A 24,710-nucleotide genomic window follows, 5' to 3' on the forward strand; every position below is an offset into this window, starting at 1 on the left:
TCATTGGCACACCACGTTCCCGATCACCACTTGCCGGCCGCGCGCCGCCTCGAAGGGAAACTCTGCCCGGCATGAACCGCCGTCAGCGCGCTCGACCTGCACTGAATTCTGCTTGCCGAGGCCCTTGATATAGGCCTGCCCGTCATAGCCGACGACGAAGTCTTCGGTGCCGCCATCGACGCGTCCCGACAGTCCGGCTTCGAGCGGCGTTCCGCTCGAGTCGACCAGCGTCACCAGCGCGGCCTGCGCCGCCTCGGACACGCCGAACTTCAGCACGACGCCGTTGCGGTCGGCTGGGACGACGGTCTCCTTGGTAGCCGGGACATCCGCGTCGACTGGTAGATTCTTCGGGTCGATGGAGACCGTGTTCAGCTCATAGGAGTTGAGGCCGGTGACCAGGATGCGGCCTTTGCTGTCGGTCCTGCCTACCGGCCGGTTCTGATGCAAGACCTCGACATCAGGCGTGCCGACATCGACGACGGCAAAGGCATCGTCGATGCGGTTGGTGGCGAACACCCCGCCGCCTGCGACCGCAATGGCGCCGTCCATCTGACCGGTCACGCGAAAGTCCTTGTCGAATTGCTGGGCGCCGGCCTCAAAACGCGCAAACGACGCGCGGTAGCTCACCGCTGCCGAACGGTTGGGAACCTCGCCTTCGGAGGTGCGCAGCCGCCAGCCGATGCTGCCGTCCTCGGCCCGCTCCGATTTGGCGAGGTCGGCCACGACATTGAGGCCGTCAGGCCCATGCTCGACACCCGTCGACGCCATGACGTCGTCATTGAACGGGATCGAAATCCCCGCAAAGATGCCATAACTGTCGCCGTCGTCGAGATCGGCGAAGGCCGTGGCATAGAGCGTGCTGCGCTTGAAGATCTCCTGACTATAGGAGAGGCCGACGATCTGGCTGGTCTCGCCTTCGGCATCCTTGAGGTGGGTATAGGAGAAGTTGAGGCTGGAGAAGTCGATCGGCATCGGCACGCTGAGCGTCACCTGGTCGACCGCCCGCGGCACGCCGGCGCTGAAACGGGTGAAATCATCGGGATCGAGTATGACCGGCTGTGCCGTCACCGAAGCGATATCTTCAAAGCCGCCGAATGACCGCTGCATGCGGGCGTTGATCGCCCAGCCGTCATAACCGAACTCGGCCCTGGCATCGACCAGCGACCCGGTGCGTCCGTCATGATGGCTGCCGGCGACGGCCAGCGAAGCTGCGCCATATGCCCCGAGCGGGAAGGCAGCACCTATGCCGCCATTGATCAGATCGGCGCCGCCCTCGGCATGGGCTTCCAATGTCAGCCGGTCGGTCACGCCGTAACGCGCGCTGGCGACCCCCATGACGCGGCTGTCATAATCGTCGGAGGAGATGCCGAAATTGCGCCGCGCCATCCCTGCCTCGACGGAAAAGTCGAGCAGTCCCTGGCGCAGCAGCATGCTGGAGGCATAGAACGGCAAGGTGGCCGTGGTCTCGCGGCCCAGGCTGTCGCGCAGCACCACCTGCGCCTGTCCTGCGCCCGTGAACACCGGCAGATTGGTGACCTGGAACGGCCCGGGCTGGATGTCGCCGGAATAGGTGCGCACGTTCTGCGTATAGACCTCCAGCGTCGACGGCACTGCCGCGGTGCCGCCGAAGGAGGGCAGGGGTAGCGTCACCAGGTCCGATCGCAGGTGGAAGTTGCGTTGCGCCTGGATGCCGCCGAGATAGACCGGACGCGTCCACGACAATCCACCGGAGATGAAGTCGCCGGCCCGATAGGTCATCAGCCGGTCGGGGTCGGAATAACTCCATGTCGTGTTGAGCCGCGTGAAGCCGCCCAGCCTGCCGTCGGAATAGCCGGCGATGAAGGATTGGCTGAGCGTTCCATAGGGGCTGAACACGCGCGCATCGAAGCCGCCGGAAACGCCCTGGAACAGCTCGACGTCCTTGTCGAACAATGTGTTGGAGCTGGCAAACAGCGAATAGTTGAGAACCGCGCCCAAGCCCGATTGCGGCGCCGGCCGGTCCTGCAAGCGCAAGCCGAGATCGACCATGCGCGCCTCGCGGCTGTCATTGGCGGCGGTGACGTAGAGGCGCTGCGCCGCTTCGTCGATCTGAAACGACACATCCGCCAGCTGGTCGAGCCTGACCAGGCCGTCGGTGTCTACAGCGCCCTGCGGCGGCTTCAGCCCGAGCTCCTTCAGCTCTAGCGGCGTCGATGCCAGGCCGCCATCCGGCATCTGGGTGAAGCTGCCGATCAGTTTGGTCGAGACGTCGTTGATGAACACCTCTAGATAAAGGCTGCGGCCGGCTTGCTGGCCAGGGTCTTCAGGGTTCGTCACGGCCGGCAATTCTTGCGCGTTCACCGCCGAGAAAGGTGTGAAAATCGCGAGCGCGACGACTAGCGCGATCCTATTTGCCCTTGACGGCAACTTTGGCATCGAAGGGTCCAAGATCGCTCTGTGCCTTCAAAAGCACCGAGCCCGCGGACAGTGATTTGCTGCTGCCGATCGGCCACTGCATGGTCGCGCCGCCCAGGACATAACCGACGAGTCCGTTTCGGCTGCCAAGCTTCTTGCCGTTCTGGGTCAGGGATAGGTTGGACAGGCGGAGGCGACTTTCGCCGGTATTGCTGGCTGTCAGCACAAGACTGCCGCCCTTGCGCGAAACACTCCAGGCGACTGCCGGCGCGGCGGCATCGGCGTCGCGGAAAAACACCGGGACCGAATAGCGAAGCGCGAGCGCGACCGTACCGGCCTTCTTGCGTGAGGGGTCCGGCAGTTCGTCGACGATGACGCGGTAGCTTTCCTCGGCCCGCACCGGCGCCTTCGACACGCGCACGACGCGAACCACGTATTGGGCATTGGGTCCGAGTTTGGTCGATGGTGGGCTGGCGACCACGTCCGTGGTCGGCGTCAGCGTTTCGATGCCGCCGGCCTGGCTCCATGCGAAGACCCGGATCTGCACATTGATCGGCCGCTTGGCGTCATCGTTGCTGAGGTTGAGAACCGCCGAGGCGTCGGGCGAGATCAGCTCGAGACCTGTCGGCGCCACCCTGAGCGAAGCGGCTTGTGAGAGACCGGCGCACAGCAACAGAACAGCCGTGGCTCCGATGCATGAAAGCATGGATCGCATGATCGTCCTCGTGTTGGTATCGATTGTCAGTACGTTATGGTGATCGCAACGGTGTCGGTGTAGAGGCCCGCCGCCGGTGTCGTCTGCGGTGGAACACGCCCGTAGACCGTCAGCGGCTGAATGGCGCCGTTGCCGGTTCCGCCGACCGTGTCGGTGGGGATCGTGGTGCCCCAAAGCTGCGTCCGGGTGCTTTCCCTGTAGATGGTGTAGTCGATCGTCGCCGACGCCGGCCCGGTCATCTTGCGAACAGCAACCGTTGCGCCCGCGCCCGCTCCGGCGCTCAGACCAACATTGTAGGACTTGCCGGTCGTGCATTGCACGTTGATGGTGCTGGTCTGGTCGACATTCGCATCAATGACACCGTGCGAGCCGAAATCGAGATCGCTCGCCGTCTGCACCTTGCATTCGTCGGTAATCGTGATGCGGACATTCATGCTGCCCGTCGCGGTCGCGGCGATCGCGGGCAGGATGGGAAGCAGCGACGCTCCCGCCAGCAGCGCATATTTCAGCAATCTCATGCGTGTTTCCTCCGTCGGGCAGACCGTTCCTCGCAACACAGTCTTGACCCGGATTTCACTCCTACAGCTCCTCCGTTGCATGCTTCGCAAGACATCAACGATACAGTAATGTCAGAAGCGAACTGTGCAATGATTATTACAACTTAGATTCGGATTGCGACAGCGAATAACTTCGGTATGTATCGGATAATTTTGGTTAATATTTGGTTAACAGAGATGAAATGGACATTTTTCCGAAGTGAAAGTTCGTCTGTCGAAAATTTATTTTGCTTCTCGTGCCGAAAAGGCGAAAATATCTGGCAAATCATCTTGATTTTGTAGAGTCTCACCTGTCGTCCTTTATTATCGATATTTCGCGGCGTGCACCGGCGCCAAGCAGCCATCGCCATAGCCGCGCCGGTAGCTGTTCGCGCCTGTCCAAGCCTTGCGGCCGTGCTGACAGGGCCGCATCCGCCAAAACCGTGTTCCGCCCGGCCCAAGCATGGCCGTCCCGGCTGAGATAAATCCACCGCCGTCGGATCGCGGCGAAACACATGCGAATCGTTCTTGCCACGCTGGCCCGGATTTCCTTCGGCGGCGCATCGGCCGGACGGGAGATGCGCCTGTTGTCCCTTGGAGCCATGATCCACGGCCGGCAGCCGCGCGGACCGGCTGCCAGACGTCAGAAAAGGAAGAACGATGAAGAAGACCTATGAAAAGCCACAGCTCGAAAAGCGCCAGAAGCTGTCGCGTGTGACCGCTGTCGCCGGCCCGTCAGTGACCAGTGAGAGCTGACGCCGTCGACCGACATCGAACCACCAGCGGACAAGGAGAGCAGTCATGGATCAGCATGCGAACCCGTCACCCGGCTTCAGGCGCAATCCGGGCAAGGTGATCACCGTCGAGCCCTTCAACGGGCGTGTCGTCGTGTTTGCAAACGGCACCATCATCGCTTCCTCGGCAAAAGCCAAAATGGTGACCGAGCCGCCCCATCCCTTCTCCTTCTACATCCCGTTCGAGGACATCGACTTCCGGAAGCTCAGGAAGACGGAGCGGTCGACGCTGTGCCCCTACAAGGGCGACTCCAGCTACTGGAACGTGCTGCCGGCGGGTGAAACCGGCAACGACGCGATGTGGGCCTATGAGCAGCCCTTCGACGAGATGGCCGAGATTCGCGCCCACGGCGCCTTCTATCCCGACCGGGTCACCATCGACGCCACGCCGCGCTGAGCTGAGCGCGTCATGCCTGTCGCCCAAAAGTGCCCAGCGTTTTTGGAGCCGACGACAGGCATGAACAGAGGAATTTTTCAGATCAGCCAAAGCTGTCCTCACCCGGGGGCGCAGCGGTTTTGCGGCAACGGCATGCCGAAACGAAGACAAAAGGTCATGGACGAAAAGCAGAGAGCCATTCTCGACGAAATCCCGCGCCTGCGCCGCTATGCGCGCTCGCTGCTGCGCGACCGCGATTCCGCCGACGATCTCGTCCAGGACTGCCTGGAGCGGGCGCTGCTGCGGCTGGACAACTGGCAGACGGGAGAGAGCCCGCGAAAATGGCTGTTCACGATCATGCATCATCTGTTCATCGACCAGATGCGCAAGGTGAACCGGCGTGGCGAGGCGTCGATGCTGCCGCTGGAAGCGGGAGAGGCGCAAGCCTCTCCCGCCGACCAACTGGAGAACGTCGCCGCGCGCGAGATCATCGACGCGCTGCAGGCGATCAGCCCGGACCGCCGTGCCGCGCTGACCATGGTCGCCATCGAGGGCTTCTCCTATGCCGAGGCCGCCGAGATGCTCGGCGTGCCGGCCGGCACGCTGATGTCGCGCATTGCGCGCGGCCGTGAGGAACTGCGCGGCCTGCTCGAGGACAATGCGCGCCGCCGCGCGATAAGGATCGTCGAGCCCGGGCCGGGCCGGGCGGCTCCAATCAGGGCGCCCATGGCATGAGGAATCCCGATCGCTTGATGGCGCAACACGGCAGGATACGATCCGATTGCAGGCCTTGTCCGCACTGTGGGCGCGGCGCACCCGGTAACGGTTTCTTCTCTGCTTGCGTGCATAGTGGCGGCGACGGAGTGAGCGAAACCAGGGCATGGCTGAAGAGAAAATACGCAACGGCGAATTCTGGGCGCTTGCGCTCGAACGCGCTCATCTCGGCGTATGGGACTGGGATATTTTGAGCGGCGACTGTTTCTATTCGCCAACCTGGTCGCACATGCTGGGTTATGAGGATGGCGAGCTTGCCAACAGCGACGACCTCTGGCTGAAGCTGACGCATCCCGACGACCGCCAGCGGGCGCTGGCCAGCGGAGAGCGGCACATTTCCGGCCTGACCGCCTCGATCGAGACCGAGCTACGCCTCAAGCACAAGGACGGCCACTGGATCTGGGTGCTGGACCGCGGCGGCATTGTCGAGCGTGACGAGACGGGCAGGCCGGTCAGGCTGATGGGCGTGCAGACCGACATCAGCCGGCAGAAAGAGGCGGAAGCCGAACTGGAGCGGGTCAATGTGCGCTTTCGCCTGGCGCTGGCGGCCAGTGGCACCGGCATCTGGCATCACGACATCGACGCCAACAAGAGCTATTGGGACGCCCGCACCAGGGAGATATTCGGCCTGGTCGCCGACACCGACGAGGTGGCTGCCGACCTTTGGCATTCCTATCTGCATCTCGACGACAAGGATGCCGCAGAGCGCGCCCATCTGGCGCCGCTTTCGACCGACGGCGTCGTCGCCGCGCAATACCGCATCGTCAGGCGCGACGGCGAAATCCGCCATGTCGAATCGCTGGTGCGCTTTATCGCGGCGCCCGAGACGGCGGGCCAGATTCTCGGCACCGTGCGCGACATCACCGAGGACAAGAAACGCGAGCGGGAACTCGCCTACGCCGCGCACCACGATGCGCTGACCGGCCTGTTTAACCGCGCCGCCTTCGACCGGCTGCTGGCCGAACACATCGCCATGAAGCGGCTTCTGCCGCTGGCGGTGTTCTATGTCGATCTCGACTACTTCAAGGCGCTCAACGACTTTGCCGGCCACGCCGCCGGCGACCTGGCGCTGAAGGGCGTCGCCGCCGGCATATTGGGTTGCCTGCCGTCAACGGCGCGCGCCGCGCGCCTCGGCGGCGACGAGTTCGCGCTGCTGGTGCCCAATTGCCAATCGGCCAAAGCCGAGGCGCTGGCGGGCGCCATCCTTGCGGCGGTCCGTGACGCCGACCTCGGACTGCCGGCGACCTCGCGAAAGCTCGCGGCCAGCATCGGCATCGCCTTCGTCGAGGACACCACCACCACGGTTGCCGATGCGTTGGCCTGCGCCGACGACGCCTGCTATGCCGCCAAGGCGGCCGGGCGCAATCGCTTCGCGGTGTTTTCGGCCGACGCGGCGTCGGGCTCCGGCGGCCTCAACGCGGCGCGTGTCGCCGCCGACACGGTCGACGCCATGGATGACGGGCAGCTGAAACTGTTCGGCCAGGAGATCCATCTTCTGGGCCAGCCTTGGCAGGAGAGCCGCCATGTCGAGGTGCTGGCGCGGCTTGCCGGGCGCAATGGCAAGCTGATCCCACCCAACGAATTCATTCCCGTCGCCGAGCGCTTCGGCATTGCCTCGCGGCTGGACCGCTGGATCATCAAGACAGCGCTTTCGCAGCATGGCGCGGCGATGCGGTCAGGCGCCATCTTGCTCGGCTTCAACCTGTCGGCGCAGACGCTGAGCGATCCGCTGCTATGGGATTTCGTCGACGCCGTCATCGCCGAGACCGGGGCGCCGCATTCCGGCATCGGTTTCGAGATCACCGAGACCGCGGCCGTCACCAATTTCGACGCCGCCGAGCAGTTCGTGCGCAAGGCGCGCGAGCGGCAATGCCGCGTCAGCCTCGACGATTTCGGCGCCGGCATGAGCTCGTTCGAATATTTGCGGCGCTTTCCGGTCGATCAGATCAAGATCGACGGCTCGTTCATCGAGAATATCGCGGAAAGCCGTTTCGATCGCGAGATCGTCTCGGCCATAGCGGGCATCGCCAAAAGTCTCGGCTGCGCGGTGGTGGCCGAAAAGATCGAGCAGCAGGAAGCGCTCGACATTCTGCGCGGCATGGGCGTGGCCTATGGCCAGGGTTTTCTGCTTCACCGGCCGGAGCCGCTCGAGGCGATCGTCGCGCGGGCCGGCGAACAGTCACCGGCCAGCGGACAGTCGCCGGAAAAGCGCTTCGGCTGACGACTTCTCATCGCCTCGGGCTCGCGCGAGTTGTCCGGCTAACCGGCGTCGGCCTTTTCCTGCTTTCGCTGCGCCGCCTCCTTCTTGCGGCGCAACACCTCATCTGTACCGACAAGGTCCTTCGAGGCGCCGGAAATGGCGGTCGAGACGACGGCGGGCGGATCGCTGGCCGGAAAACTATCTTCGAGCCCTGATTGCAACTGCTCCTCGAGCGTCTGCGGGTTCTCGGAGCGGCCTTCGGCGCGGCGCTCGCCAACGGCTTCGACATCGCTCTTGGTGTCGGGGTGAGCGCGGGCTTCCGATATCGTCGACACCACCAGCTCGATGGCGAACTCTTTCATCGCCTCGGCTTGCGGCCCATCGACATCGGAGTCTTCGATCAAACGGATGAGCGACTTTTCCAGGGCGCCCAGTTCCTTGACGCCCTGACACCGCGCCAGACGCTTGGTGAGCGAACCGATCAGCGCCGGGGCAAAGGTCGAATAGGCAAGCCTGCGTGTGTCGTCGACCTGCTCGGGATGAAGCTTTTGCAAGGACATAGATGCCTCCAGTCAATCAGCCGTGCAGCTTCTGCCGCTGGCCCCTCCTTAGGAAACAGAGGGGAGGGCAAGAGGTTCCATACAGTCCTCGACAGGGTCGACGAGTTCAACTCCACAGCGACGCCATGGTCAGCGACGCTTCGAATATCTGCTCCCTGTTCTCGTTCAGCATCTTGACGGTGATCCGCCGGTGGTCGCCCTCCGGTATCTCGTCGCGCGCCACATCGTGCAATATGCGCAGCGCTTCGGCTCCCGCACGCTCCCGGCTGGGAAAAAGCTGCCCCTCTTCATCAATCTGGGTCTCGGCGTTGTACAAGTCGAAGTAGAACCGTTCCATGTGTGCAAGGATCCCTGCGTGAGAACGCTAAGGCGCATCGCGGTTGAAGGACGCAGGCGACGCGCTTCAGGTCTGTGTTTTTATGCATGTCGTTGTCTCAAAATCGGGGCCATTTTTGAGCGACATGGATTAAATCCCAACCCGCACCCATGGTTCCATGCGACTGTGTCCTGAGCAGATTTCCTGCCAGGAGCCGTCGCCGTGCCGGCCGATTGCAACCGCACCCGATCTCCGGCGTTTGGCTAGGCCACGAATGTCCACGAAATCTCGAACTGGATCCTCGATGCTAGAACCGCTTTATCTCAACCTTGGCCAGCATGACGCTTTGTCCGAGCAGGAAAAGGGGCTGCTGGCCGCCGCCATGACCATCGAGATGGATTTTGCCACCGGTCAGGACATCGTTTCAGAGGGATCGAGGCCAGGCTACAGCACGCTCATCATCGAGGGTCTGGCGGCGCGCTACAAGGTGCTGGAGGATGGCGGCCGCCAGTTCACCTCGTTGCAGGTGCCAGGCGATTTTGTCGATTTGCACGCCTTCCTGCTCAAGACAATGGACCATGGCATTATAGCTTTGTCGCCATGCCGGGTGATCGCCGCCGACCACAGTCGGCTAAGGACGATCACCGAACAGGCGCCTCATCTCAGCCGCTTGCTTTGGCTGGACACGCTCGTCGATGGCGCCATCCATCGGGAATGGATCGTGGCCATGGGCCGGCGGTCCAAGACTTCGCATCTGGCGCATCTTGTGTGCGAGCTGTTCGTGCGGCTCCAGGTCGTCAAGCAGACCAACGGCATGAGTTTCCGGCTTCCCCTGTCGCAGGCGGAACTGGCCGATGTGCTTGGGCTTTCGGTCGTCCACATGAACCGGGTCATCGGCGCGCTGCGCAAGATCGGTGTGATCGGCTGGGCAAATTACATGGTGACCATTCTGGACTGGCAGCAGCTGGTGGAAATCGCCGAGTTCGACCCGACTTATCTCAGCATGAACCGCGAGCCGAGATAGGCTATCCGGCGTTCGCCATGACATCGCAGGCAATCCGTCAGCCGGTCTTTCAACGATGCCCATCCAGCGACGCCAATTCGTCGAGCATGGCAAGGGCGGCACTTGGCTTGGCCGGCTTCAGCAAGCCCTGTTGGGCGGCGGCATTCTGGAAAGCGGCAAAGGCGATGTCCGGGCGGCAAATGCCGTTCAACGCGTCGTCCACCAGCCTGTCGGCCGCCTTGTAGGCCGCCGTCTGCTTGTTCTTCCATGTTCCGCCTAGCGCCCTCCTGGCGTCGGCGATCGACGACACCGTCATCGCGCTTCCGTCCACGAATCTGATCGTCAGGGGCAGAAAACGGCTCATGCGCTCACCATCCAAACCATTCGCGTCTCGCCCGGATCGATCTCATCACTTGCCTCCTTGAAAACGGGATCGCCATAAACGAGGAAATCACAAACTGGTTGCAGCCCGGCGAGCTACATGTTGCTTGCCGGCCAGATCGGCCGATGCGGACGATAAGGCGGCCGCGGCGCCGGCTTCAACGGGATGTCGGCGAGCGAGTTGCGGATCGGCCTGAACAGTATCGGCGAAGACGCGGCGCGGCGGTGCAATACCGCGGCTGACAATTTGGCAATCAGATTTCGAACGTCCATGGGACACCTCGAGCGCGTTGAGAGTCCCCCCATCGCGATCACCTACCACCTCACCCCCACCATCCGCATTTAACTTTGATATAGGCCGGACGAATACGCGCCGCGCGCAATGTCTGCCGCCGAGATTCTGCCGATCCTCGGCGGCGGCTATTGAGCGGCGTCGCCAGGCTGGCGGTCACGCATCCCAGCAGCGGTGTCGCAGACGCTGCTGCAACCGGATGAATTTTCGTGCATTCTTGTGCATGGCCACAATGCTTCGAACCGACACGCCGGCAAAATGCTGCTCCTATTGCGGTTCGCGAGAGCATGACTACGAGGATTGTCCGAAGCGCAAAGCAGACGCCGAGCGGCCTTGGGAAGACCCGGCAAAGCTCGGCGCCGAAGCCCAGGCGACGGCCGAAGCCTAGCTGGGCTCGAACAGCTCGATCACGTTGCCGGACGGGTCTTCACAAAGAATCTGTCGCCCGCCCGGACCTTCGACGATCTGGTTGCGGAACCGCACGCCGGCCTCGCGCATCTCAGTCACGATTGACGGCAATTGCTCGACTTCGAGCACGAACCGGTTCCATCCGCCCGGCTCGGGTGTCCGGCCGTCCGGCATCGGCCTGGCTGCCGACGCCATGGGGCCGGCGAGCCAGAGCGAGAGGTCGCCGCGCGTCAGGATGGCCATCGCCGGACCGAATTGCTGCTTCAGCGCGAAGCCCAGATGGCTTGTATAAAACGCGATGGACAGATCGACATCGCGGACCAGATATCGGACGGACACCATTCGCAGGCTCCCTCACAAAGGCCCCTCCCGAGAGATAGCTGGCGGGACAAGCTGGGGCAAGCCCGCGGCGCACGGTTCGGGCGTCTATGGTGCGATTGCGTGGTCGGCCTGTCTCTCTCTCACGAAGGCCGTCAGCAACTCCATTCCCGCCGGCCAGTCGCCCAGCCCGCTATTGCTGTTGATGTGACCAAGCGGACCGGCGATGTGCAGTTCGCTGCCCCATTGTGCGGCTTTCTCACGGGCATAACCGTTCGGATCATAGGGATCGTCGGTGCTGGCCACGATCAGCGAGGGGAAGCGAAGCGGCCCGCGCGGCGTATCGGCGAAGGGAATTCCGTAAGCGGGATAGACCGGCGAGGCCGGGTCGGGAACCGCAACCAGAAACGCCCCGCCGATCCGACGGCTCGACACCGCCTGCCAATGCGCGACCAGCAGGCAGCTGAGACTGTGGGCGACGAGCACCGGCGGGGTCTGTGCCTGTGACACCGCGACGTCCAGCGCCGCCACCCAGTCGTCCAAATCCGGCAGCTCCCAGCTTGCCGGGCTGAAGCGGCGCATCGCCGGGTCGGCCTGTTGCCAGCGTGTCTGCCAGTGGGCCTCGCCCGATCCGCCGCTGCCCGGCAGAATGATGAAGTCGGTCATGGAAAATCCTGTTTCTTCGCCGCAGATGATGTCCCAATCCTAGGGCTTCTCCTTGTTCGCGGAATGAGAGATCATCGGAAAGCGACGAAGAATTCCGATGGATTGAAGGTGTTCATGGCAAACGGCGATTACCGGCCACGGCTCGACCCCACCGACATGGCAATCATCGAGATCATGCAGGAGGATGGCCGCATCGGCATTTCCGAACTCGGCCGCCGCGTCGGCCTGTCCCAGCCCGCGACGTCGGAGCGGGTGAAGCGGCTGGAGGAGCGCGGCATCATCGCCGGCTACCGGGCCGCGATCGATCCCACCGCCCTCGGTCTCGGCACCATGGCCATGATCCGCCTGCGCACCACGCATGAGCACATCCAGACCTGCCTGAAGAAATTCGCCGCCATGCCGGAAGTGGTCGAGGTGCTGCGGGTGACCGGCGAGGATTGTTTTCTGGTCAAGGTGGTCGTCCCGTCGCCGCCCGACCTCGAAAGCATCGTCGACGCCATCGGCCGCTACGGCGCGGTGACGACCAATGTGGTGCTTCGGGCCGAGCCGCCGAAGCGGCTGGGGCGGGAGCTGATGGCGAAGCTCTGAGCGGCCACGCGCGGCAAGAGGATTGCAAGCGCCTCCTTTTGCGAGGTCCGGCTTTGCCGGGAAAGAATTTCGGGGGCTGGTGTAGGATCGGAGGCGTGGCGCCCGTCCTTGGGACGAACCCGTTGCAAACCTTTGGAGAACATCATGGAAGCCGTTCAATCGCCGTGGCAGACCGCGGCCATTCTCATCGCCCGCCTGACCCTGGCCGCCATGTTCGCGATGGGGGCAGCCTTCAAGTTCATGGATATGGGCATGACCGCCGGCTACATCGCCGCCGCCGGCTTTCCCTTCCCGCTGTTTCTGGCCTGGTGCGCCGCGATCCTCGAAACGCTGCTGGTGATCGCCTTGCTGACCGGAGCGTTCTTCACGCCGGCCGCCCTGATCGCCGCCGTCTACGTGGTCTTCCTCGGCTTTGCCTTCCACGGTCCGTCGCACTGGGCCGGCAACCAGGCCGAGTTCGGCGCCTTCATGTCCCATTTCCCGTTCGCCGCCGGCCTGCTGTTCGCCGCCGTCCATGGACCGGGCAGCGTGCTGGCATCGAAGCTCGGCCGAGGGTGAGGCCCCGCGTCGGCAGACCGCCTCACATCTGGTCGTTGTAGGGTTCCTTCATCTGGCCGACCATGCGGGCCAGTTTCGAGAAGGACGGCATGTCCGCCTCCGGCTGGCATTGATTGGCCAGTTCCAGCAGTCGGATCGGAAAGTTGACGGCGTCTCGGTTGGACTCCGACATGCCGTCGGACCGCTCCTCGCCGGTTTCGATAGCCTCGGCCTTGCGCAGCGCAATGTCGATATCCTCGACCGTGAGCAGGCCCTTGCGCACCAGCACCTGATTGATCGAAGCGACGGCCATCAGCAGGCCTTCGAGTTGCAGATTGGCGACGTTCATGGCTGTTGCTCCCATTTGGCTCACGCTCAACGCATGAGCCGCTGTTACGATCCGGACGCGGATGCAAGCGATAGGCGTCGGCCGATGGCCTGCGCTACTCTTCCATCCAGCGGCGGCCATATTCGGCCCACAGCGCCTTGACCACCCGGCTGCCGAGGCGAGGGGCCGAGCCGTCGCCATAGGCGATCGAAACGCCGCTGATGTCGTAGTGGGGGTGGGCGTCGATGACGAAGCGGATCGCCTCGCCGAGCGGCCTTCTGCCGATGACCGGATCGGCCTGGCCTTGGCCGACGCTGCGAACGCCCGAAACAGTGGCTGGCGCTTGCCGCATCCTGAACACGGATGCCATGGCTGGTTTGTCCATCCCGCTCTCCCCCGAGTTGGAGTGGAATGATTCCATAAGAGCCAGCTAATGACCAGTCGGTCGATGCCTGTAGAAGGCTGCGTCTTGTGATCCGCCGCAAGTGCCGGCGATATGCTGCAGCCGGTTGAAGGACTGTTCAGGCCAGCGGATCCGCCGCCGGCGGCCTGGCGGGAAGGCCGAGCCTTGTCCGCTCGCCGTCGGCAAACTCCTCGGCCGCTTCCTGGGCCATGAACAGATGCTGGGTCACCGTGCCATTCTCGGCAACCAGCACCGCCCATTGGCGGCGGTCGACACGTTCCACGCGAACGTCATTGGGCTCTCCGGCCACCACGATCGTCCTCCAGCAGGCGTACGGCACGGAGGGGGCGTGCCTTTACGCCTTGGTCTTGCTCTTGGCCGGCGCCTTGGCGGCCGGGGCCTCGGGTGTCCTGATGCCGAGCCCGAACTCCTTTGCCAGCTCCGAGCGCTTGGCGGCGTAGCTGGGCGCCGTCATCGGATAGTCACCGGGCAGGTCCCATTTGGCGCGATAGGCTTCCGGCGTCATGCCATGGGCGGAGCCGAGATGACGCCGCAGCGACCTGAACTTCTTGCCATCCTCGAGGCAGTAAATGAAATTCGGCGTTACCGAGCGCTTGCGGTTGACCGCGGGCTCAGGCGCAGGTTGCGGCGGAGCAACGGGATTGTCCACGGCCGCGAGCGCTGCATTGACGCTCTCGATCAACGCCGGCAGGCTATCCGGCGGCACAGAATTGTTGCGCACGAATGCCGCGACGATGTCGGCGGTCAGATTTATATTTCGGATTTTGTCCTCAGACATGGCTTCTTTTGCCCCCTTGATGCCAAAGGGCAAGTTATCAGACAACATCCGCCGACGGCATGGCACTTTAGAACATATGCATATGACTTGACGCCGGATGTGGTAGCGCTAGCATCGCCGAGTCTCCGATCGATGTCGATGTAGGAATTCTTTCCTGACATATCTTGGCCGGTGAGGGCAGCTATGCTATGATTTGTCGATGGTGGTGATTTGCGCCACCAACCCGCCGCCGAGGCGGGTTTTTTGTTTCAGGCCGGCTTGGAAGCGATGATGGCCATTGACGCGAGTTTTCCCTCGCTCAGGCTGGTTATGTAGTTTTTTCGCCGCTGCACGAACTCGGCGCCGAGCACGATCGCATTGGCCTGCTGCTGGGCGGGCGAGGGCACGATGCCGGAATTTGCCCGTTTCAACGCCAGCTCGACGTGATCGCCGGTTTCGTCGATGACGTCGTCGACCTGGAATCCGGCTGAAGCAAACAAGACCTTCAGGGTTTCGCGGTCGACGAGATGGCTGACCGCAGCCGACACCGCCCAAGGCAAGGGATAGTGAGGCTCGCCGTCCGCCAGCACCGCCTCGGTCCAGACAAGCCTGGCCTTCGGCTTCAGCACGCGCCACGCTTGCCCAATGACCGCCGCCTTGTCAGCAATATTCATGCCGACATAGAAGCAGATTGCCGCGTCGAATGTGTCGTCCGCAAAAGGCAGCCTTGTCGCATCGGCCTCATGGAAACGCACTTTGTCGCCGAGGCCGCAGAACTCGGTCAGTCGGCGGGACGCCACGACGAACGCCTGCGTCAGGTCGACGCCGTCGACGCTGCACCCATAGGTCTCGGCAAGGAACCGGGCCGGGCCGCCAATGCCGCTGCCGATGTCCAGAACCCGATCGCCGGCGGAGGGCGCAAGACGCGCGGCATGGTCCTGCGTGGCGATCAGCTCGCGGCCATGAAGCTGATCGAACGGATAGAGTTGTTTGGCTGCGAGGCTGCCGGCCCTGGCGTCCGGCACAGCCGACAGGATGCGCTCGACGATGCCGCCGCTGCCATAGTGACTGGTCACATTGCTCATTGCGCTCTCCGACGAGACGCAGCATCCCATCGATGCTGCCCTTGCGCAATGCGCGGCCGCGCCAAGACGCGGCTTTGACCGAAGTAGGAATTAGTTCCTAATTATATACTTGAGAAAGTATGGGAAAATGTCCTATGATTCGAGCCGACAGGCCGGCACTGATCTGAAAGCGCAAATAGAGGCAGGGACGCGGAGCTAGAAGGTGATATCTTCGCGGACACCGCGAAGCGCATCCTCGACCTCGTTCTCAGTGAACAGACCGAACTTCCTGAACATGAACACAGCCAAAGCCAGCGTTAGTTTGGCGCATGATTCGCTGGTCACATGGATGAAACCCATGGTGACCTCCTTGTGTTCTATGGATTCCATGGCTGGTCGTTCGAAGCGCGACAGATTGAAGGGTTGCTCGAAGAGCGTGCCGCCAATCATGGATGCGGTCCCGTGGATGCACCAGTTTCTATCATCCAGGATTCTGAAGGCAGCGTTCGCAAGCTCCTCAGCCCGTGGAACGGCCCCAGCAAGCTCTGGTATTGCTTTGATCGCCTTTTGGAAGAATCGGATTTTTGCCCGCGCATTCAGGGGCAATGTAGTAACTAGCGAGCTAGCGCCTTTCTCATAAAATAGGATAGAAATGCAGTGGTCGAACCCGTGTTCGGCAGCAGCCCAATTGATGGCTAACTTGCCGATGGCGCGTTCAAAATCTTCTCGCTGGATAGGGTCCAATGAAAGAATCAGCCAACCGTGATAGCGACAAAACCAACGATACACGCTTCAACGAGACGGTACAGCGGATGCTGAAGACGCCGCCCAGATCGCACCATGAAGAAAAGCATAAGACAGACCAGAAGACGCAAAGTCCGAAAATAAGGCCGAAAAGCCTGAATAATTGGACTTTTAGCTTGCACTCCTCATATTGAGGCACCATGCCATATGTTGATTCGCGGGCTATAGCCAATTGGTTCATTAAGCGCGCTAGACGCGATGGCGGTCGCGCGCTTTCAAATATGCAGCTTCAAAAGCTGGTCTATTTTGCCCACGGCTGGAACATGGCTCTTCATCGCCATCCACTTATCCGCGACGAGGTGCAGGCGTGGGAGTTTGGTCCCGTCATCCCCACTCTGTATCGCGCTCTAGCGCCGTGGGGGCCTGATCCGGTTACGCAGCCAATTGACGCCCCACGCGAGAATTTGGAGCCGAACGAGCGAGATGTTTTGGAGCAAGTTTACGCGGCATATGCGGATTATCCGGCGTCAACGCTCTCATCCCTGACCCACCGGCGAGGCACACCTTGGGAGAGGGTCTTTGAGCCCGGCCGTCGCGGCGTTGTAATTCCAGACAATGTGATTGCGGACTATTTCAGTGGACTCGCCGAAAAGCGCTAAGCCAGACGCCGATATGAAGGCCCTGGTAAGGGCCGAGGTGGAGTCGTTGCCCGCAGAGACGGACGAGTCTCAGGCGATTTACGAGCTTGAGAAGGCGCGGCTGGAAAATGAGAAGCTGCGCACGCAAATCGACAGCCTAAAAGAAGGCGTGACTGACCAGCGGGCCGACCGAAATCTCAGGCAGGGGTACGCCGACAAAGCATTCCGCTTCCTAATTGTCTTCTCGGCATTCTCAGGGATTATCCTGATCGCACAGGGAATTCCGAGTTGCCCCTTCAAGCTGGACGATAAGGTCGTCATCACTCTTATTGGATCTACAGCGGTGGCTGTCGTGGGCTTGGTGGGCTGGATCGCTCGGGGCCTGTTCAAAGCCCCGAGCTAGAGCCCTTACTACTTCGAATTGCCATCAACCGGCGCGCCTTCTGCTTAGGCGTGACCGGCTTCACCAATCCGCCGATAGGTAAGGCGCTTGCCTTCGATCATTGCAAGCAACTGGTCGTGGCGTTCGGTGTCAGTCACCTTAAGAGCTGTGCGGCGATTGTAGCGGAAATCAAACTCGGCAAGGTAGCGGTGCAAGTGAGCCTCGCCGCAATGCTGGTAGACGCCAACCATGCCGCGCTTGAACACTGAGAACACGCCTTCAATCGTATTGGAGTGGATCGTCTCTGCGCCTTCGTAGCGTACGTATTCGCCAGCGGCGTGATTGTTCGTCTTGTGCGATGCATGTTCATCGCCAGTGCGCGTGTAGAGCGCGACGAGTCGGTATAGAGCGTCGTGTCGCGAGACACGTTGCGGACCAGCACATCGCGCACGGTAGAGGCCGTGGCGTCGTTCAAATGGAACATACGGGCTTTGCCGCCGCGCTCGACCAGACCAACCACAATGCGCTTATGCGCGCCGCCGCCTTTGCCCTTCTTGGTGAAGGGGCGGCCCTTGCGCTGCTCTGAAACGCGAGGCGTCTCACGCTTGCCGATGTAGGTCTCGTCGGCCTCGACGGTCTTGCCTTCGCCGCCAAGCGGCCCGGAAGACTTCACGTCTTCCTTCCGCGAATGCGGTGCGCCATAAACCAAGCGGTCTTGTAGGTGACGCCGAGCATACGGTGTAGCTGGTGAGCGGACATGCCTTTCTTGGATGAGGCATACAGATGCGAAGCCAGCACCCACTTGTGCAGGCCGATCTTGGAACGCTCGAATACAGTGCCGACCGTGACAGAGAACGGCGCACGGCATTCGTTGCATTTGTAGACACCGGGGCGCGTGGACTTGCCCGCCAGTTTGGCAATGCGCTCAGGATTGGCATTGCCGCAATGAGGGCAGAACGGGCCGTGGGGCCAATGGATAGCCTCCAAATGCTCGCGGGCTTGTCGGCGTCGTGGTAAATGGCGTTGGTCAGATCGAACATTGCGATAACTCCTGGATTCGTTATCGCAAATCCGTCTGGTACGTCCAGTATACAGTTAGGAATTATTTCTTATTGGTATTGACGGGTGAGGGCAGCTTTGCTATGATTTGTCCATGGTGCTGATTTGCGCCACCGACCCGCCCACGAGGCGGGTTTTGTTTTCCTGATGCCCACAACGTGCGGTATCGGATGTCGGCGGGACAGCACCCCCCTCTGGCCTGCCGGACGTTCGTCGTTCGGAAAGCCAAGCAATTGGCTTTCCGTCCGCTGCGCGGACCACTCCTCAACCCCCACACGGGGGGAGATCGGACTGCCGCCTTGCTTTCGCCAATCGTCAGCGCTGCAAATTGGTCGCGACCCCGGAGCTGCCAATCTCCCCCCTTGAGGGGGAGATGTCCGGCAGGACAGAGGGGGGCGTGAAGGAACGCTATCCTCGGTTCATTCTGCCTTATCCGCGAGGCCTCCCTTGTCCAACCGCTATGCCACCATCATCACCGACGATGACGGCCGCGAGGTCGTCAGCGCCATTGGCGTGTTCGAGGGCGCTGCCCCGCAGGCGCGCATCGGCCGCATCGAGCCGGTCGTGCCGGGCGTGCTGATCGGCATGGTTCGCGGTGGCCCTGTCGATGCAGTCGGCGGCTTCGGTTTTCCGCGCGGCGCGCACGACGCAAGGGCGATCGGCCTTGCAAGGGCAAGCCTGAAAGCCGTGCCTGCCGGAAAGCGCCACGCGCCGGCCGCTGATGCAGCCCGCAAGGCCGCCCCAAAACGGTCAGGGCCAAAATCGGCACGGCGCAAGTCCGGCAAGATCAAGCGGGCAAGGCCGGCAAAGCAGGCAGCGACCGCCGAGCCCGCCGGGATCTCGGATCATGGCTGACCGGACGGCGCCGCGTTCTCGTCTTGGCCGCAAGGCGACTGCCGCCGCTGCCAAGCCGAAGCGGACGAAGAAGACGCTTGGCGATGATTTCCTCGACGCGGTTCGCGCCGATTTCCGCGCCCATGGCGCCGGCGTGATTGCCGCGGTCCGGGCCGACAAGCCCGACCAGTATCTGAAGATCGTGCAATCGGTGCTGCCCAAAGATCTGGCCAAGGATTTGCATGTTTCATCTGACAATCTGGAAGCCCTGAGCGATGACGAGATCCGCCGCCGCATCCGTGGCCTCGAAGCCGTCCTCGGGCCGTTTGGCGACCAGCCTGAAGACGCGCCGCCACTATCTGGCGCTGCTGCAGGAACTGGACCGCAGGCGCAGGACTAACCAGCTTGCCGCCTACCGGCCTTATCCCAGGCAGGCGCAGTTTCACGCCGCCGGCGCGCAGAACCGGGAACGTCTGTTCATGGCCGGCAACCAGCTGGGCAAGACCAGGGCCGGCGGCGCCGAATGGGCCATGCATCTCACCGGCCGCTATCCCGCGTGGTGGCAGGGCAAGACCTTCGACACCCCCGTCAGGCTATGGGCTGCCGGCGTGACCGGCGAGGGCACGCGAGACAACCCGCAGCGCGTGCTGGTCGGCCCGCCGCAGCAGCAGGCGGCATGGGGCACCGGCATGATCCCGGCCAACGCCATTTTGCACACGACCATGGGCCGCGGCGCCCCGGGCGCGCTCGACAGCATCGTGGTGCGCTGGGGCGGCGGCGGCGGCGTGCAGGCCGATGAATCGGTGCTGTCGTTCAAGAGCTATGAGAAGGGCCGCGAAAAGTGGCAGGGCGAAACCCTGCACGGCGTCTGGTTCGACGAGGAGCCGCCGCTCGATATCTATTCCGAAGGCCTGACCCGCACCAACGCGACGGGCGGCATCACCATCGTGACGTTCACGCCGCTGCTTGGCATGAGCGATGTGGTGCTGCGGTTTTTGACGGGTGAGGTGCGCGCTCTTCCTCCCCTTGTGGGAGAAGGTGGATCGGCGCGATAGCGCCGAGACGGATGAGGGGTGTTCCAGCGGAGTGAGGCGTCGGCGTTCCCTGGAACACCCCTCATCCGTCACCTTCGGCGACACCTTCTCCCACAAGGGGAGAAGGGAAGACCCGCCGCGCTCCGGCCCAAAAATATCGTGCGCGAACAAAGCCATATCACGGCATCCCGAATCAATCCGGCAGGCCCCATGACCCGTCACGTCACCTTCATGACCATCGATGACGCCGAACATTATTCGCCGGACGAGCGAGCCGCGATCATTGCCGCCTTTCCGACATCGTCTTCGAGGTCATCGTGCGGCGGTTCGGCTCGGCCGGCAACGAGTGATGCACTTGAGATGCTGGAAGAAGCCAGCGACAATGCCTACCTAAGGAGCAATCCAATGGAGGTATGATATGGCGACGTCCACCGAACGTGCAGTCCTTGCCGGCGGCTGTTTCTGGGGCATGCAGGATTTGATCCGGCGCTATCTCGGCGTGATCTCTACCCGCGTCGGCTATAGCGGTGGCGATGTGCCCAACGCCACGTATCGCAACCACGGCAGCCATGCCGAAGCCATCGAGATCGTTTTCGATCCGGCCAGGATCAGCTTTCGCACATTGCTCGAATCCTTTTTCCAGATCCACGATCCGACCACCAGGAACCGCCAGGGCAACGATGTCGGAATGAGCTATCGCTCGGCGATCTTCTACACCAGCGACGAGCAGAAGCGCGTCGCCGAAGACACCATCGCCGATGTCGATGCCTCTGGACTGTGGCCGGGCAAGGTCGTCACCGAGCTTGCGCCGGCGGGCGATTTCTGGGAGGCGGAGCCAGAGCATCAGGACTATCTCGAGAAATACCCCAACGGCTATACCTGCCACTTTGTCAGGCCGGGCTGGAAGCTTCCGGTCCGCGAAAAGGCTGTTTCGTAACGCAGCCGCTATCGTCTGCTTATCTGGCGGTCGAACTATTCTTCCGCGCGATCGGTATGCCGGCCGCCTCGTAGAGGTGGCCGTGCTCGGGCTCCCCATAGACGAACGCGCCGTGGACGGGTTTGCCGTCGACCTCAGAGTCTGAGAACGCGACGGCCTCGATCTTCTTTGTTCCGGTCAGGCTCTGGTTTCGAAGATAGGCGAAGGTTCGCACCGCTTCTCCAACAATTCGATCGAGAAACGGTTTTGGCCGCCTCCCGGGCCGTCGCACTAGGCTTGGAAAGCGCTCTCGTCCCGAAACAAAATGGTGCTGTGCGCAAAGCGCCGGCATGATCTGATAGATTCGGTTGAGCGAGCAGGTCATGAATCCTGGGTGAAAAAGAACGAAGTCGACCTCTCCTCTCAGATGCATGGTCCTGCGCAGCAATCTTTGCGCTGCCGATCTGGAGAGGACATAGCCTGCGGCGCCCGCGTGCAGGCCATAAAGTCTGGCAAGCGAAAACCCATCATCGAGAGCGACTTCCTTGCGTTCGACCCTCACTTTGGCAAAATGCGTTTCCAGCTTGATCACATCGGCATCGCGTGGCACCCATCGATCGGAAGCAAGCAGCGAGCCGGCGCCAGCGCCGAAAACGACGTCGTCTTCGAAAACCGCGCCATATTGATCCGCGCCGTTCGCAACGATCTCCCAACACGAGCGGTGGCTCAGGAAACAGCAAACCTCAGCAGCGCTCAGCGGGCTTTTGGCGACAGAGCAGCAATCGGGGCAATCAATGGCGGAGACACGCTCAAATGGTACTCCGATCCGGCCGAACTCGGACGCGACATGCGCCAGCCGATCGCGACAACGATCAAGATTGATCACCAGACACCTCATCAGCGCCCCCTTTGTCCGGTGATCAGTGAATATCACGTTCCCGTGATTGCAAATTTGCTTACGTGCGGGGCAGTGGGTAGCGGCGTACGTGCCGCCGGTTGATTTCGGAGGTTGGGTGGACATTGACTGCATCCCCGGCGAGGCGCGAGGCTTAACCGTGCGCGGGTAGACGAGTCGAGTCGACCTAGAAGCCGAAGAATTGCCGGCCGATCATGTATCCAAGCGCGACGACCACAAGGGGAAACAGGGCGGGCGCCAGCCGACCAAGAGCGGAGGTCTTTGGCTGTTGCCTGGAGATGGTCGTGGGCGCATTGCCGAGATTCTTGGTCATCCGGCATAGTAGCAAGCGCTGATTAACGATTCCGTAACCCAGTCGAGGCCGCCGAGGCTTTTTGCGTTTCTGGCGCGACCTTGACAATGCCCAGCCCGTGACGCAACTGGGCCGTCTTGAGAGCATTGTGAGGCAAGGTCAATGCGGGTGACGCTCGTTTTGAAGGGCGTAATACCCTGCCGAGGTTACGGTGGGATTCAGCGTCAGGTCGAATGGCTGGCCACGGAGATGGTTCGTCTCGGACACGAAGTCGTGGTGATCGCTGGCCCTGGCTCCAGCCACCCGCTCTTCGAAGTCCGGCACGCTTCGACCGATGCCGAATGCCGGGCAGCCATTCCGCGCGACACGCAAATCGTCCACACCCATAGTTGGCCCGTCGAGGTGCCATTTCCAACGCTGAATACGCAGCGCGGCTTTATGCCGGACCAGCCCATGCCAGTTGCGAACTGGAGCTTTATCAGCGCCAATCATGCCCGCCAGCATGGGCGCGAGACATTCGTCTACAATGGCTTTCCGGTGGACGCCTATCGTTTGTCGGCTGCAAAGGGCGACCGCCTGCTATTTCTCGCCGGCATTGCACGATCAAGCAAAGGCCTCAACCGCGCCGTCGATCTCGCCAAAAAATTCGATTTCGGTCTCGATATCGCCGGTGGCTCGCGTTGGAAACTGCTGGGCCGAAGTCAGACCCGCCGCGAAGGGTTGTTTTTCAAGAGCCTTGGCAGGCGATACCGTTTCCACGGAATCGTTGACGGCGAGCCGAAGCTTCGCCTTCTCGGCGAAGCGCGAGCCTTCCTCAACCCCATCGCCTGGGAGGAGCCGTTCGGCAACGCACCGGTCGAAGCCATGTTGTGCGGCACTCCGGTGCTAACGACGACGCGAGGCGCATTGCCCGAGACGGTCGATGCCGACAGCGGGCGCTTCTTTGAGACCGATGAAGAATTTGCGGCCGCTTTCGAGGCCGTCGCCGACCTTACGCCTCAGCAATGCCGCGAATCGGCCGCGACGAGATTTCCCATCCAAAAAGCGGCGCGCGGCTATCTGGATCTCTATGCCCGCATCCTTGACGGCGAAGCGCTTCCTTGACGACCGGCGATCCAATCCTCTTCGTCGGCTTCCCCGCGGTCGGCGACTTCGTCCGTTGCCATTCCGCCATCCAGATCATTGCCGCGCGATTTCCTGATCGCCCCATAGATGTCGTCACCTCGCCCGTTGCAGCGCCGCTGGCGCGCCTGATGCCGCATGTCAGGAAGGGCTGGGCGCTTGCCAAGCGTCATCAGCGCCCCGGTTTTGGCGAGCGCAGCCGCCTGGTTGGCGAGTTGCGCAAGGAAAATTACCGTACGGCCTATCTGATGACCAGCAGCACCAAGGCGGCGCTGATGGCGTTCATGGCCGGAATAGAGGAGCGCATCGGCTATCCGCAGGAGTTGCAATTCGGCCTCCTCAATCGCTTCCCCGCCGGCTGGTTGGCGCATCTATGGGCCTTCGGACCCCGCAAGACGCGGCTCTTCGAGGAGGTCTGCTCGATTGCCTCGCTTGGCGAAAAGCCGGCTGCGGGCGCAGAGTGGCCGGCGCCCCGGCTTGTGGTCGATCCGGCCGAGTTGGACGATTGGCGCCAGCACAAGAAGATCGATGCCGGGCGACCGGCCCTGGCGCTCTATACTGCCGACATTGAGAATTTCCGCTCATGGCCCGTCGAGCGCTTCATTTCGATCGCCAGAGACCATCATGATCGCGGCTGGGCAATCTGGATTGTAGGCGGACCGCGCGAGCACGCCGGTGCCGCAAAAATCCGCGCCGCCATTCCTGAGGCAATCGACTTCACCTCGACCCCGTCGATTGCTGACGCGATGTGCCAGATCGCTGCGTCAACCATGTTCCTCGGGGTTGATGGCGGGATTTCCCACGCCGCCGCTGCCCTGAACGTCCCATGCGCGCTCATCTACGGGCTGAATCGCCCCTATGTGCATGGGCCCGTAAACAACCATGTTCGCTTTATCGAACCGCCGCTTTCGACGCCCAGCTGGGTCAAGGACACGCGCGGCGTCAGCGAAACTCGGGTGAGGGAGGTTCTGGCTGACCTCTCAGCCGGTATTGCCAACTGACCGGTGGCCTCGCCGGCCCCAAGCGTCTGATCAAACGCTCCGTGGGGGCAACCATCGCCCCGTTTCGGGTTTACCCCTTGGCACTACCCCTTGGCCCTGCGGTTTTCGGGCTTGTGATTGCCGACCCAGTGGGCACGGATGCGGTCGCTGGCTTCAAGGTAGGCCATGTCGATGAGGTAGGTCAGAAGCTTCTCGCCGTCGCCTTCGGCTTTCTGCCGAAGCTCCCGCAGTATCCCTTGCGCGAACTGCAGGTTCTCCATTTTGCTCGGCTGGTCCATCGGTGCCCCCCAATGTCTGCGCATGAACTTTGTGCTGACTATGCTTGCATGAAGATTGCCGTG

General features: G+C 62.2%; 34 protein-coding genes and 1 pseudogene. 16 read left to right on the forward strand and 19 right to left on the reverse strand.

Going from position 1 to position 24,710, the window contains the following annotated elements; translation table 11 throughout:
* The 3 genes from NKJ57_RS08225 to NKJ57_RS08235 are packed head-to-tail and all read right to left on the reverse strand — an operon-like array spanning position 1 to position 3,627.
* Positions 1-2,415, reverse strand: coding sequence for a fimbria/pilus outer membrane usher protein (locus NKJ57_RS08225; protein WP_023828876.1), 2,415 nt, complete (start codon positions 2,413-2,415; stop codon positions 1-3).
* A complete protein-coding gene (locus tag NKJ57_RS08230) occupies positions 2,387-3,109 on the reverse strand; it encodes a fimbrial biogenesis chaperone (protein WP_031204518.1) in 723 nt (240 codons plus the stop codon). The genes NKJ57_RS08225 and NKJ57_RS08230 overlap by 29 nt, the downstream gene beginning before the upstream one ends.
* 26 nt (positions 3,110-3,135) lie before the next feature.
* Positions 3,136-3,627 (reverse strand): Csu type fimbrial protein, encoded by a 492-nt coding sequence (locus tag NKJ57_RS08235; protein ID WP_023685937.1) that lies wholly within the window; start codon positions 3,625-3,627, stop codon positions 3,136-3,138.
* A gap of 819 nt (positions 3,628-4,446) precedes the next feature.
* Here NKJ57_RS08235 and NKJ57_RS08240 point away from each other — a divergent pair.
* From NKJ57_RS08240 to NKJ57_RS08250, 3 genes are all read left to right on the forward strand, one after another.
* On the forward strand, positions 4,447-4,836 hold the full coding sequence (locus NKJ57_RS08240; protein WP_023685939.1) for a DUF427 domain-containing protein: 390 nt from the start codon (positions 4,447-4,449) through the stop codon (positions 4,834-4,836).
* Positions 4,837-4,992: 156 nt separating this feature from the next.
* A complete protein-coding gene (locus NKJ57_RS08245) occupies positions 4,993-5,550 on the forward strand; it encodes an RNA polymerase sigma factor (protein ID WP_352573678.1) in 558 nt (185 codons plus the stop codon).
* Positions 5,551-5,695: 145 nt separating this feature from the next.
* The gene (locus tag NKJ57_RS08250; RefSeq protein WP_352510833.1) at positions 5,696-7,810 is read left to right on the forward strand and encodes an EAL domain-containing protein; all 2,115 of its coding nucleotides are present in this window, start codon (positions 5,696-5,698) and stop codon (positions 7,808-7,810) included.
* A 38-nt stretch (positions 7,811-7,848) separates the two neighbouring features.
* Here NKJ57_RS08250 and NKJ57_RS08255 read toward each other — a convergent pair whose 3' ends face one another.
* Together NKJ57_RS08255 and NKJ57_RS08260 are read right to left on the reverse strand one after the other, a co-directional pair.
* Positions 7,849-8,349, reverse strand: coding sequence for a hypothetical protein (locus tag NKJ57_RS08255; RefSeq protein WP_023693749.1), 501 nt, complete (start codon positions 8,347-8,349; stop codon positions 7,849-7,851).
* A gap of 106 nt (positions 8,350-8,455) precedes the next feature.
* Complete coding sequence (locus tag NKJ57_RS08260) at positions 8,456-8,686, reverse strand: DUF6894 family protein (protein WP_023671435.1); 231 nt, start codon at positions 8,684-8,686, stop codon at positions 8,456-8,458.
* A gap of 283 nt (positions 8,687-8,969) precedes the next feature.
* Between NKJ57_RS08260 and NKJ57_RS08265 the strand changes: the two genes are divergently transcribed.
* Positions 8,970-9,689 carry a Crp/Fnr family transcriptional regulator gene (locus NKJ57_RS08265; RefSeq protein ID WP_023671436.1) on the forward strand — a complete coding sequence of 240 codons (720 nt, stop codon included), beginning with the start codon at positions 8,970-8,972 and terminating at the stop codon, positions 9,687-9,689.
* Positions 9,690-9,738: 49 nt separating this feature from the next.
* On the opposite strand, the gene NKJ57_RS08270 is transcribed toward NKJ57_RS08265, so the two are convergent.
* Positions 9,739-10,032: a DUF982 domain-containing protein gene (locus NKJ57_RS08270; protein ID WP_023685943.1), complete on the reverse strand. Its 294-nt coding sequence runs from the start codon at positions 10,030-10,032 to the stop codon at positions 9,739-9,741.
* A gap of 113 nt (positions 10,033-10,145) precedes the next feature.
* Complete coding sequence (locus NKJ57_RS08275; protein WP_023671438.1) at positions 10,146-10,322, reverse strand: hypothetical protein; 177 nt, start codon at positions 10,320-10,322, stop codon at positions 10,146-10,148.
* A gap of 242 nt (positions 10,323-10,564) precedes the next feature.
* On the opposite strand from NKJ57_RS08275, the gene NKJ57_RS08280 reads away from it, so the two are divergent.
* Positions 10,565-10,729, forward strand: coding sequence for a hypothetical protein (locus NKJ57_RS08280; RefSeq protein WP_023804965.1), 165 nt, complete (start codon positions 10,565-10,567; stop codon positions 10,727-10,729).
* On the opposite strand, the gene NKJ57_RS08285 is transcribed toward NKJ57_RS08280, so the two are convergent.
* Both NKJ57_RS08285 and NKJ57_RS08290 read right to left on the reverse strand, forming a co-directional pair.
* Positions 10,726-11,091 (reverse strand): VOC family protein, encoded by a 366-nt coding sequence (locus NKJ57_RS08285; protein WP_023804966.1) that lies wholly within the window; start codon positions 11,089-11,091, stop codon positions 10,726-10,728. The two genes, NKJ57_RS08280 and NKJ57_RS08285, sit on opposite strands and share 4 nt — an antisense overlap.
* An 84-nt stretch (positions 11,092-11,175) precedes the next feature.
* Complete coding sequence (locus NKJ57_RS08290; RefSeq protein ID WP_352510832.1) at positions 11,176-11,733, reverse strand: RBBP9/YdeN family alpha/beta hydrolase; 558 nt, start codon at positions 11,731-11,733, stop codon at positions 11,176-11,178.
* Between the two features lie 114 nt (positions 11,734-11,847).
* Here NKJ57_RS08290 and NKJ57_RS08295 point away from each other — a divergent pair, with 114 nt between their 5' ends.
* Together NKJ57_RS08295 and NKJ57_RS08300 are read left to right on the forward strand one after the other, a co-directional pair.
* The gene (locus NKJ57_RS08295) at positions 11,848-12,321 is read left to right on the forward strand and encodes an Lrp/AsnC family transcriptional regulator (protein WP_023693744.1); all 474 of its coding nucleotides are present in this window, start codon (positions 11,848-11,850) and stop codon (positions 12,319-12,321) included.
* Positions 12,322-12,465: 144 nt separating this feature from the next.
* Positions 12,466-12,879: a DoxX family protein gene (locus NKJ57_RS08300; protein WP_352510831.1), complete on the forward strand. Its 414-nt coding sequence runs from the start codon at positions 12,466-12,468 to the stop codon at positions 12,877-12,879.
* A 22-nt stretch (positions 12,880-12,901) separates the two neighbouring features.
* On the opposite strand, the gene NKJ57_RS08305 is transcribed toward NKJ57_RS08300, so the two are convergent.
* The 6 genes from NKJ57_RS08305 to NKJ57_RS08330 all read right to left on the reverse strand — a co-directional run bounded on the left by NKJ57_RS08305 (position 12,902) and on the right by NKJ57_RS08330 (position 16,175).
* Positions 12,902-13,207, reverse strand: coding sequence for a hypothetical protein (locus NKJ57_RS08305; RefSeq protein WP_023671444.1), 306 nt, complete (start codon positions 13,205-13,207; stop codon positions 12,902-12,904).
* A gap of 94 nt (positions 13,208-13,301) precedes the next feature.
* Positions 13,302-13,571, reverse strand: coding sequence for a hypothetical protein (locus tag NKJ57_RS08310; protein WP_352510830.1), 270 nt, complete (start codon positions 13,569-13,571; stop codon positions 13,302-13,304).
* A gap of 136 nt (positions 13,572-13,707) precedes the next feature.
* On the reverse strand, positions 13,708-13,902 hold the full coding sequence (locus NKJ57_RS08315; protein ID WP_023689866.1) for a hypothetical protein: 195 nt from the start codon (positions 13,900-13,902) through the stop codon (positions 13,708-13,710).
* A gap of 42 nt (positions 13,903-13,944) precedes the next feature.
* Positions 13,945-14,388 carry a Ros/MucR family transcriptional regulator gene (locus NKJ57_RS08320; RefSeq protein ID WP_023671447.1) on the reverse strand — a complete coding sequence of 148 codons (444 nt, stop codon included), beginning with the start codon at positions 14,386-14,388 and terminating at the stop codon, positions 13,945-13,947.
* 248 nt (positions 14,389-14,636) lie between these two features.
* Entirely contained in the window at positions 14,637-15,452 is an 816-nt protein-coding gene (locus NKJ57_RS08325; protein ID WP_352510829.1) for a class I SAM-dependent methyltransferase, read from the reverse strand.
* Positions 15,453-15,647: 195 nt separating this feature from the next.
* Positions 15,648-16,175 carry a hypothetical protein gene (locus NKJ57_RS08330; protein ID WP_023740019.1) on the reverse strand — a complete coding sequence of 176 codons (528 nt, stop codon included), beginning with the start codon at positions 16,173-16,175 and terminating at the stop codon, positions 15,648-15,650.
* Positions 16,176-16,375: 200 nt separating this feature from the next.
* Between NKJ57_RS08330 and NKJ57_RS08335 the strand changes: the two genes are divergently transcribed.
* Together NKJ57_RS08335 and NKJ57_RS08340 are read left to right on the forward strand one after the other, a co-directional pair.
* Positions 16,376-16,834: a Panacea domain-containing protein gene (locus tag NKJ57_RS08335; protein WP_023819037.1), complete on the forward strand. Its 459-nt coding sequence runs from the start codon at positions 16,376-16,378 to the stop codon at positions 16,832-16,834.
* A gap of 13 nt (positions 16,835-16,847) precedes the next feature.
* On the forward strand, positions 16,848-17,216 hold the full coding sequence (locus tag NKJ57_RS08340; RefSeq protein WP_023749530.1) for a hypothetical protein: 369 nt from the start codon (positions 16,848-16,850) through the stop codon (positions 17,214-17,216).
* 44 nt (positions 17,217-17,260) lie between these two features.
* On the opposite strand, the pseudogene NKJ57_RS08345 reads toward NKJ57_RS08340, so the two are convergent.
* A pseudogene (locus NKJ57_RS08345) lies at positions 17,261-17,868 on the reverse strand (IS1595 family transposase).
* The gene (locus NKJ57_RS08350) at positions 17,865-18,182 is read right to left on the reverse strand and encodes a transposase (RefSeq protein WP_352573680.1); all 318 of its coding nucleotides are present in this window, start codon (positions 18,180-18,182) and stop codon (positions 17,865-17,867) included. Before NKJ57_RS08350 ends, NKJ57_RS08345 begins: the two are co-directional and overlap by 4 nt.
* Before the next feature lie 519 nt (positions 18,183-18,701).
* Here NKJ57_RS08350 and NKJ57_RS08355 point away from each other — a divergent pair.
* The 5 genes from NKJ57_RS08355 (at position 18,702) to msrA (ending at position 21,059) form a co-directional block, all read left to right on the forward strand.
* The gene (locus NKJ57_RS08355; RefSeq protein WP_352510828.1) at positions 18,702-19,109 is read left to right on the forward strand and encodes a hypothetical protein; all 408 of its coding nucleotides are present in this window, start codon (positions 18,702-18,704) and stop codon (positions 19,107-19,109) included.
* On the forward strand, positions 19,102-19,488 hold the full coding sequence (locus NKJ57_RS08360) for a hypothetical protein (RefSeq protein WP_352510827.1): 387 nt from the start codon (positions 19,102-19,104) through the stop codon (positions 19,486-19,488). Before NKJ57_RS08355 ends, NKJ57_RS08360 begins: the two co-directional genes overlap by 8 nt.
* The gene (locus NKJ57_RS08365) at positions 19,388-20,143 is read left to right on the forward strand and encodes a terminase large subunit domain-containing protein (protein ID WP_502902022.1); all 756 of its coding nucleotides are present in this window, start codon (positions 19,388-19,390) and stop codon (positions 20,141-20,143) included. The genes NKJ57_RS08360 and NKJ57_RS08365 overlap by 101 nt, the downstream gene beginning before the upstream one ends.
* A gap of 189 nt (positions 20,144-20,332) precedes the next feature.
* Positions 20,333-20,539, forward strand: a complete 207-nt coding sequence (locus NKJ57_RS08370; protein ID WP_352510826.1) for a hypothetical protein — start codon at positions 20,333-20,335, stop codon at positions 20,537-20,539.
* A gap of 1 nt (position 20,540) precedes the next feature.
* On the forward strand, positions 20,541-21,059 hold the full coding sequence (gene msrA, locus NKJ57_RS08375; protein ID WP_352510825.1) for a peptide-methionine (S)-S-oxide reductase MsrA: 519 nt from the start codon (positions 20,541-20,543) through the stop codon (positions 21,057-21,059).
* A 19-nt stretch (positions 21,060-21,078) separates the two neighbouring features.
* On the opposite strand, the gene NKJ57_RS08380 is transcribed toward msrA, so the two are convergent.
* Positions 21,079-22,059 carry a glycosyltransferase family 25 protein gene (locus tag NKJ57_RS08380; RefSeq protein ID WP_352510824.1) on the reverse strand — a complete coding sequence of 327 codons (981 nt, stop codon included), beginning with the start codon at positions 22,057-22,059 and terminating at the stop codon, positions 21,079-21,081.
* Positions 22,060-22,408: 349 nt separating this feature from the next.
* Here NKJ57_RS08380 and NKJ57_RS08385 point away from each other — a divergent pair, with 349 nt between their 5' ends.
* Together NKJ57_RS08385 and waaF are read left to right on the forward strand one after the other, a co-directional pair.
* Positions 22,409-23,350, forward strand: coding sequence for a glycosyltransferase (locus NKJ57_RS08385; RefSeq protein WP_023808296.1), 942 nt, complete (start codon positions 22,409-22,411; stop codon positions 23,348-23,350).
* On the forward strand, positions 23,347-24,369 hold the full coding sequence (waaF, locus tag NKJ57_RS08390) for a lipopolysaccharide heptosyltransferase II (protein WP_023824483.1): 1,023 nt from the start codon (positions 23,347-23,349) through the stop codon (positions 24,367-24,369). Before NKJ57_RS08385 ends, waaF begins: the two co-directional genes overlap by 4 nt.
* Positions 24,370-24,452: 83 nt before the next feature.
* Here waaF and NKJ57_RS08395 read toward each other — a convergent pair whose 3' ends face one another.
* On the reverse strand, positions 24,453-24,647 hold the full coding sequence (locus tag NKJ57_RS08395) for a hypothetical protein (RefSeq protein WP_352510823.1): 195 nt from the start codon (positions 24,645-24,647) through the stop codon (positions 24,453-24,455).
* Positions 24,648-24,710 lie beyond the last annotated feature (63 nt).

Origin of the sequence: Mesorhizobium sp. M0077 (genome assembly GCF_040322955.1) — a bacterium.
Taxonomy (GTDB): Bacteria; Pseudomonadota; Alphaproteobacteria; order Rhizobiales; family Rhizobiaceae; genus Mesorhizobium.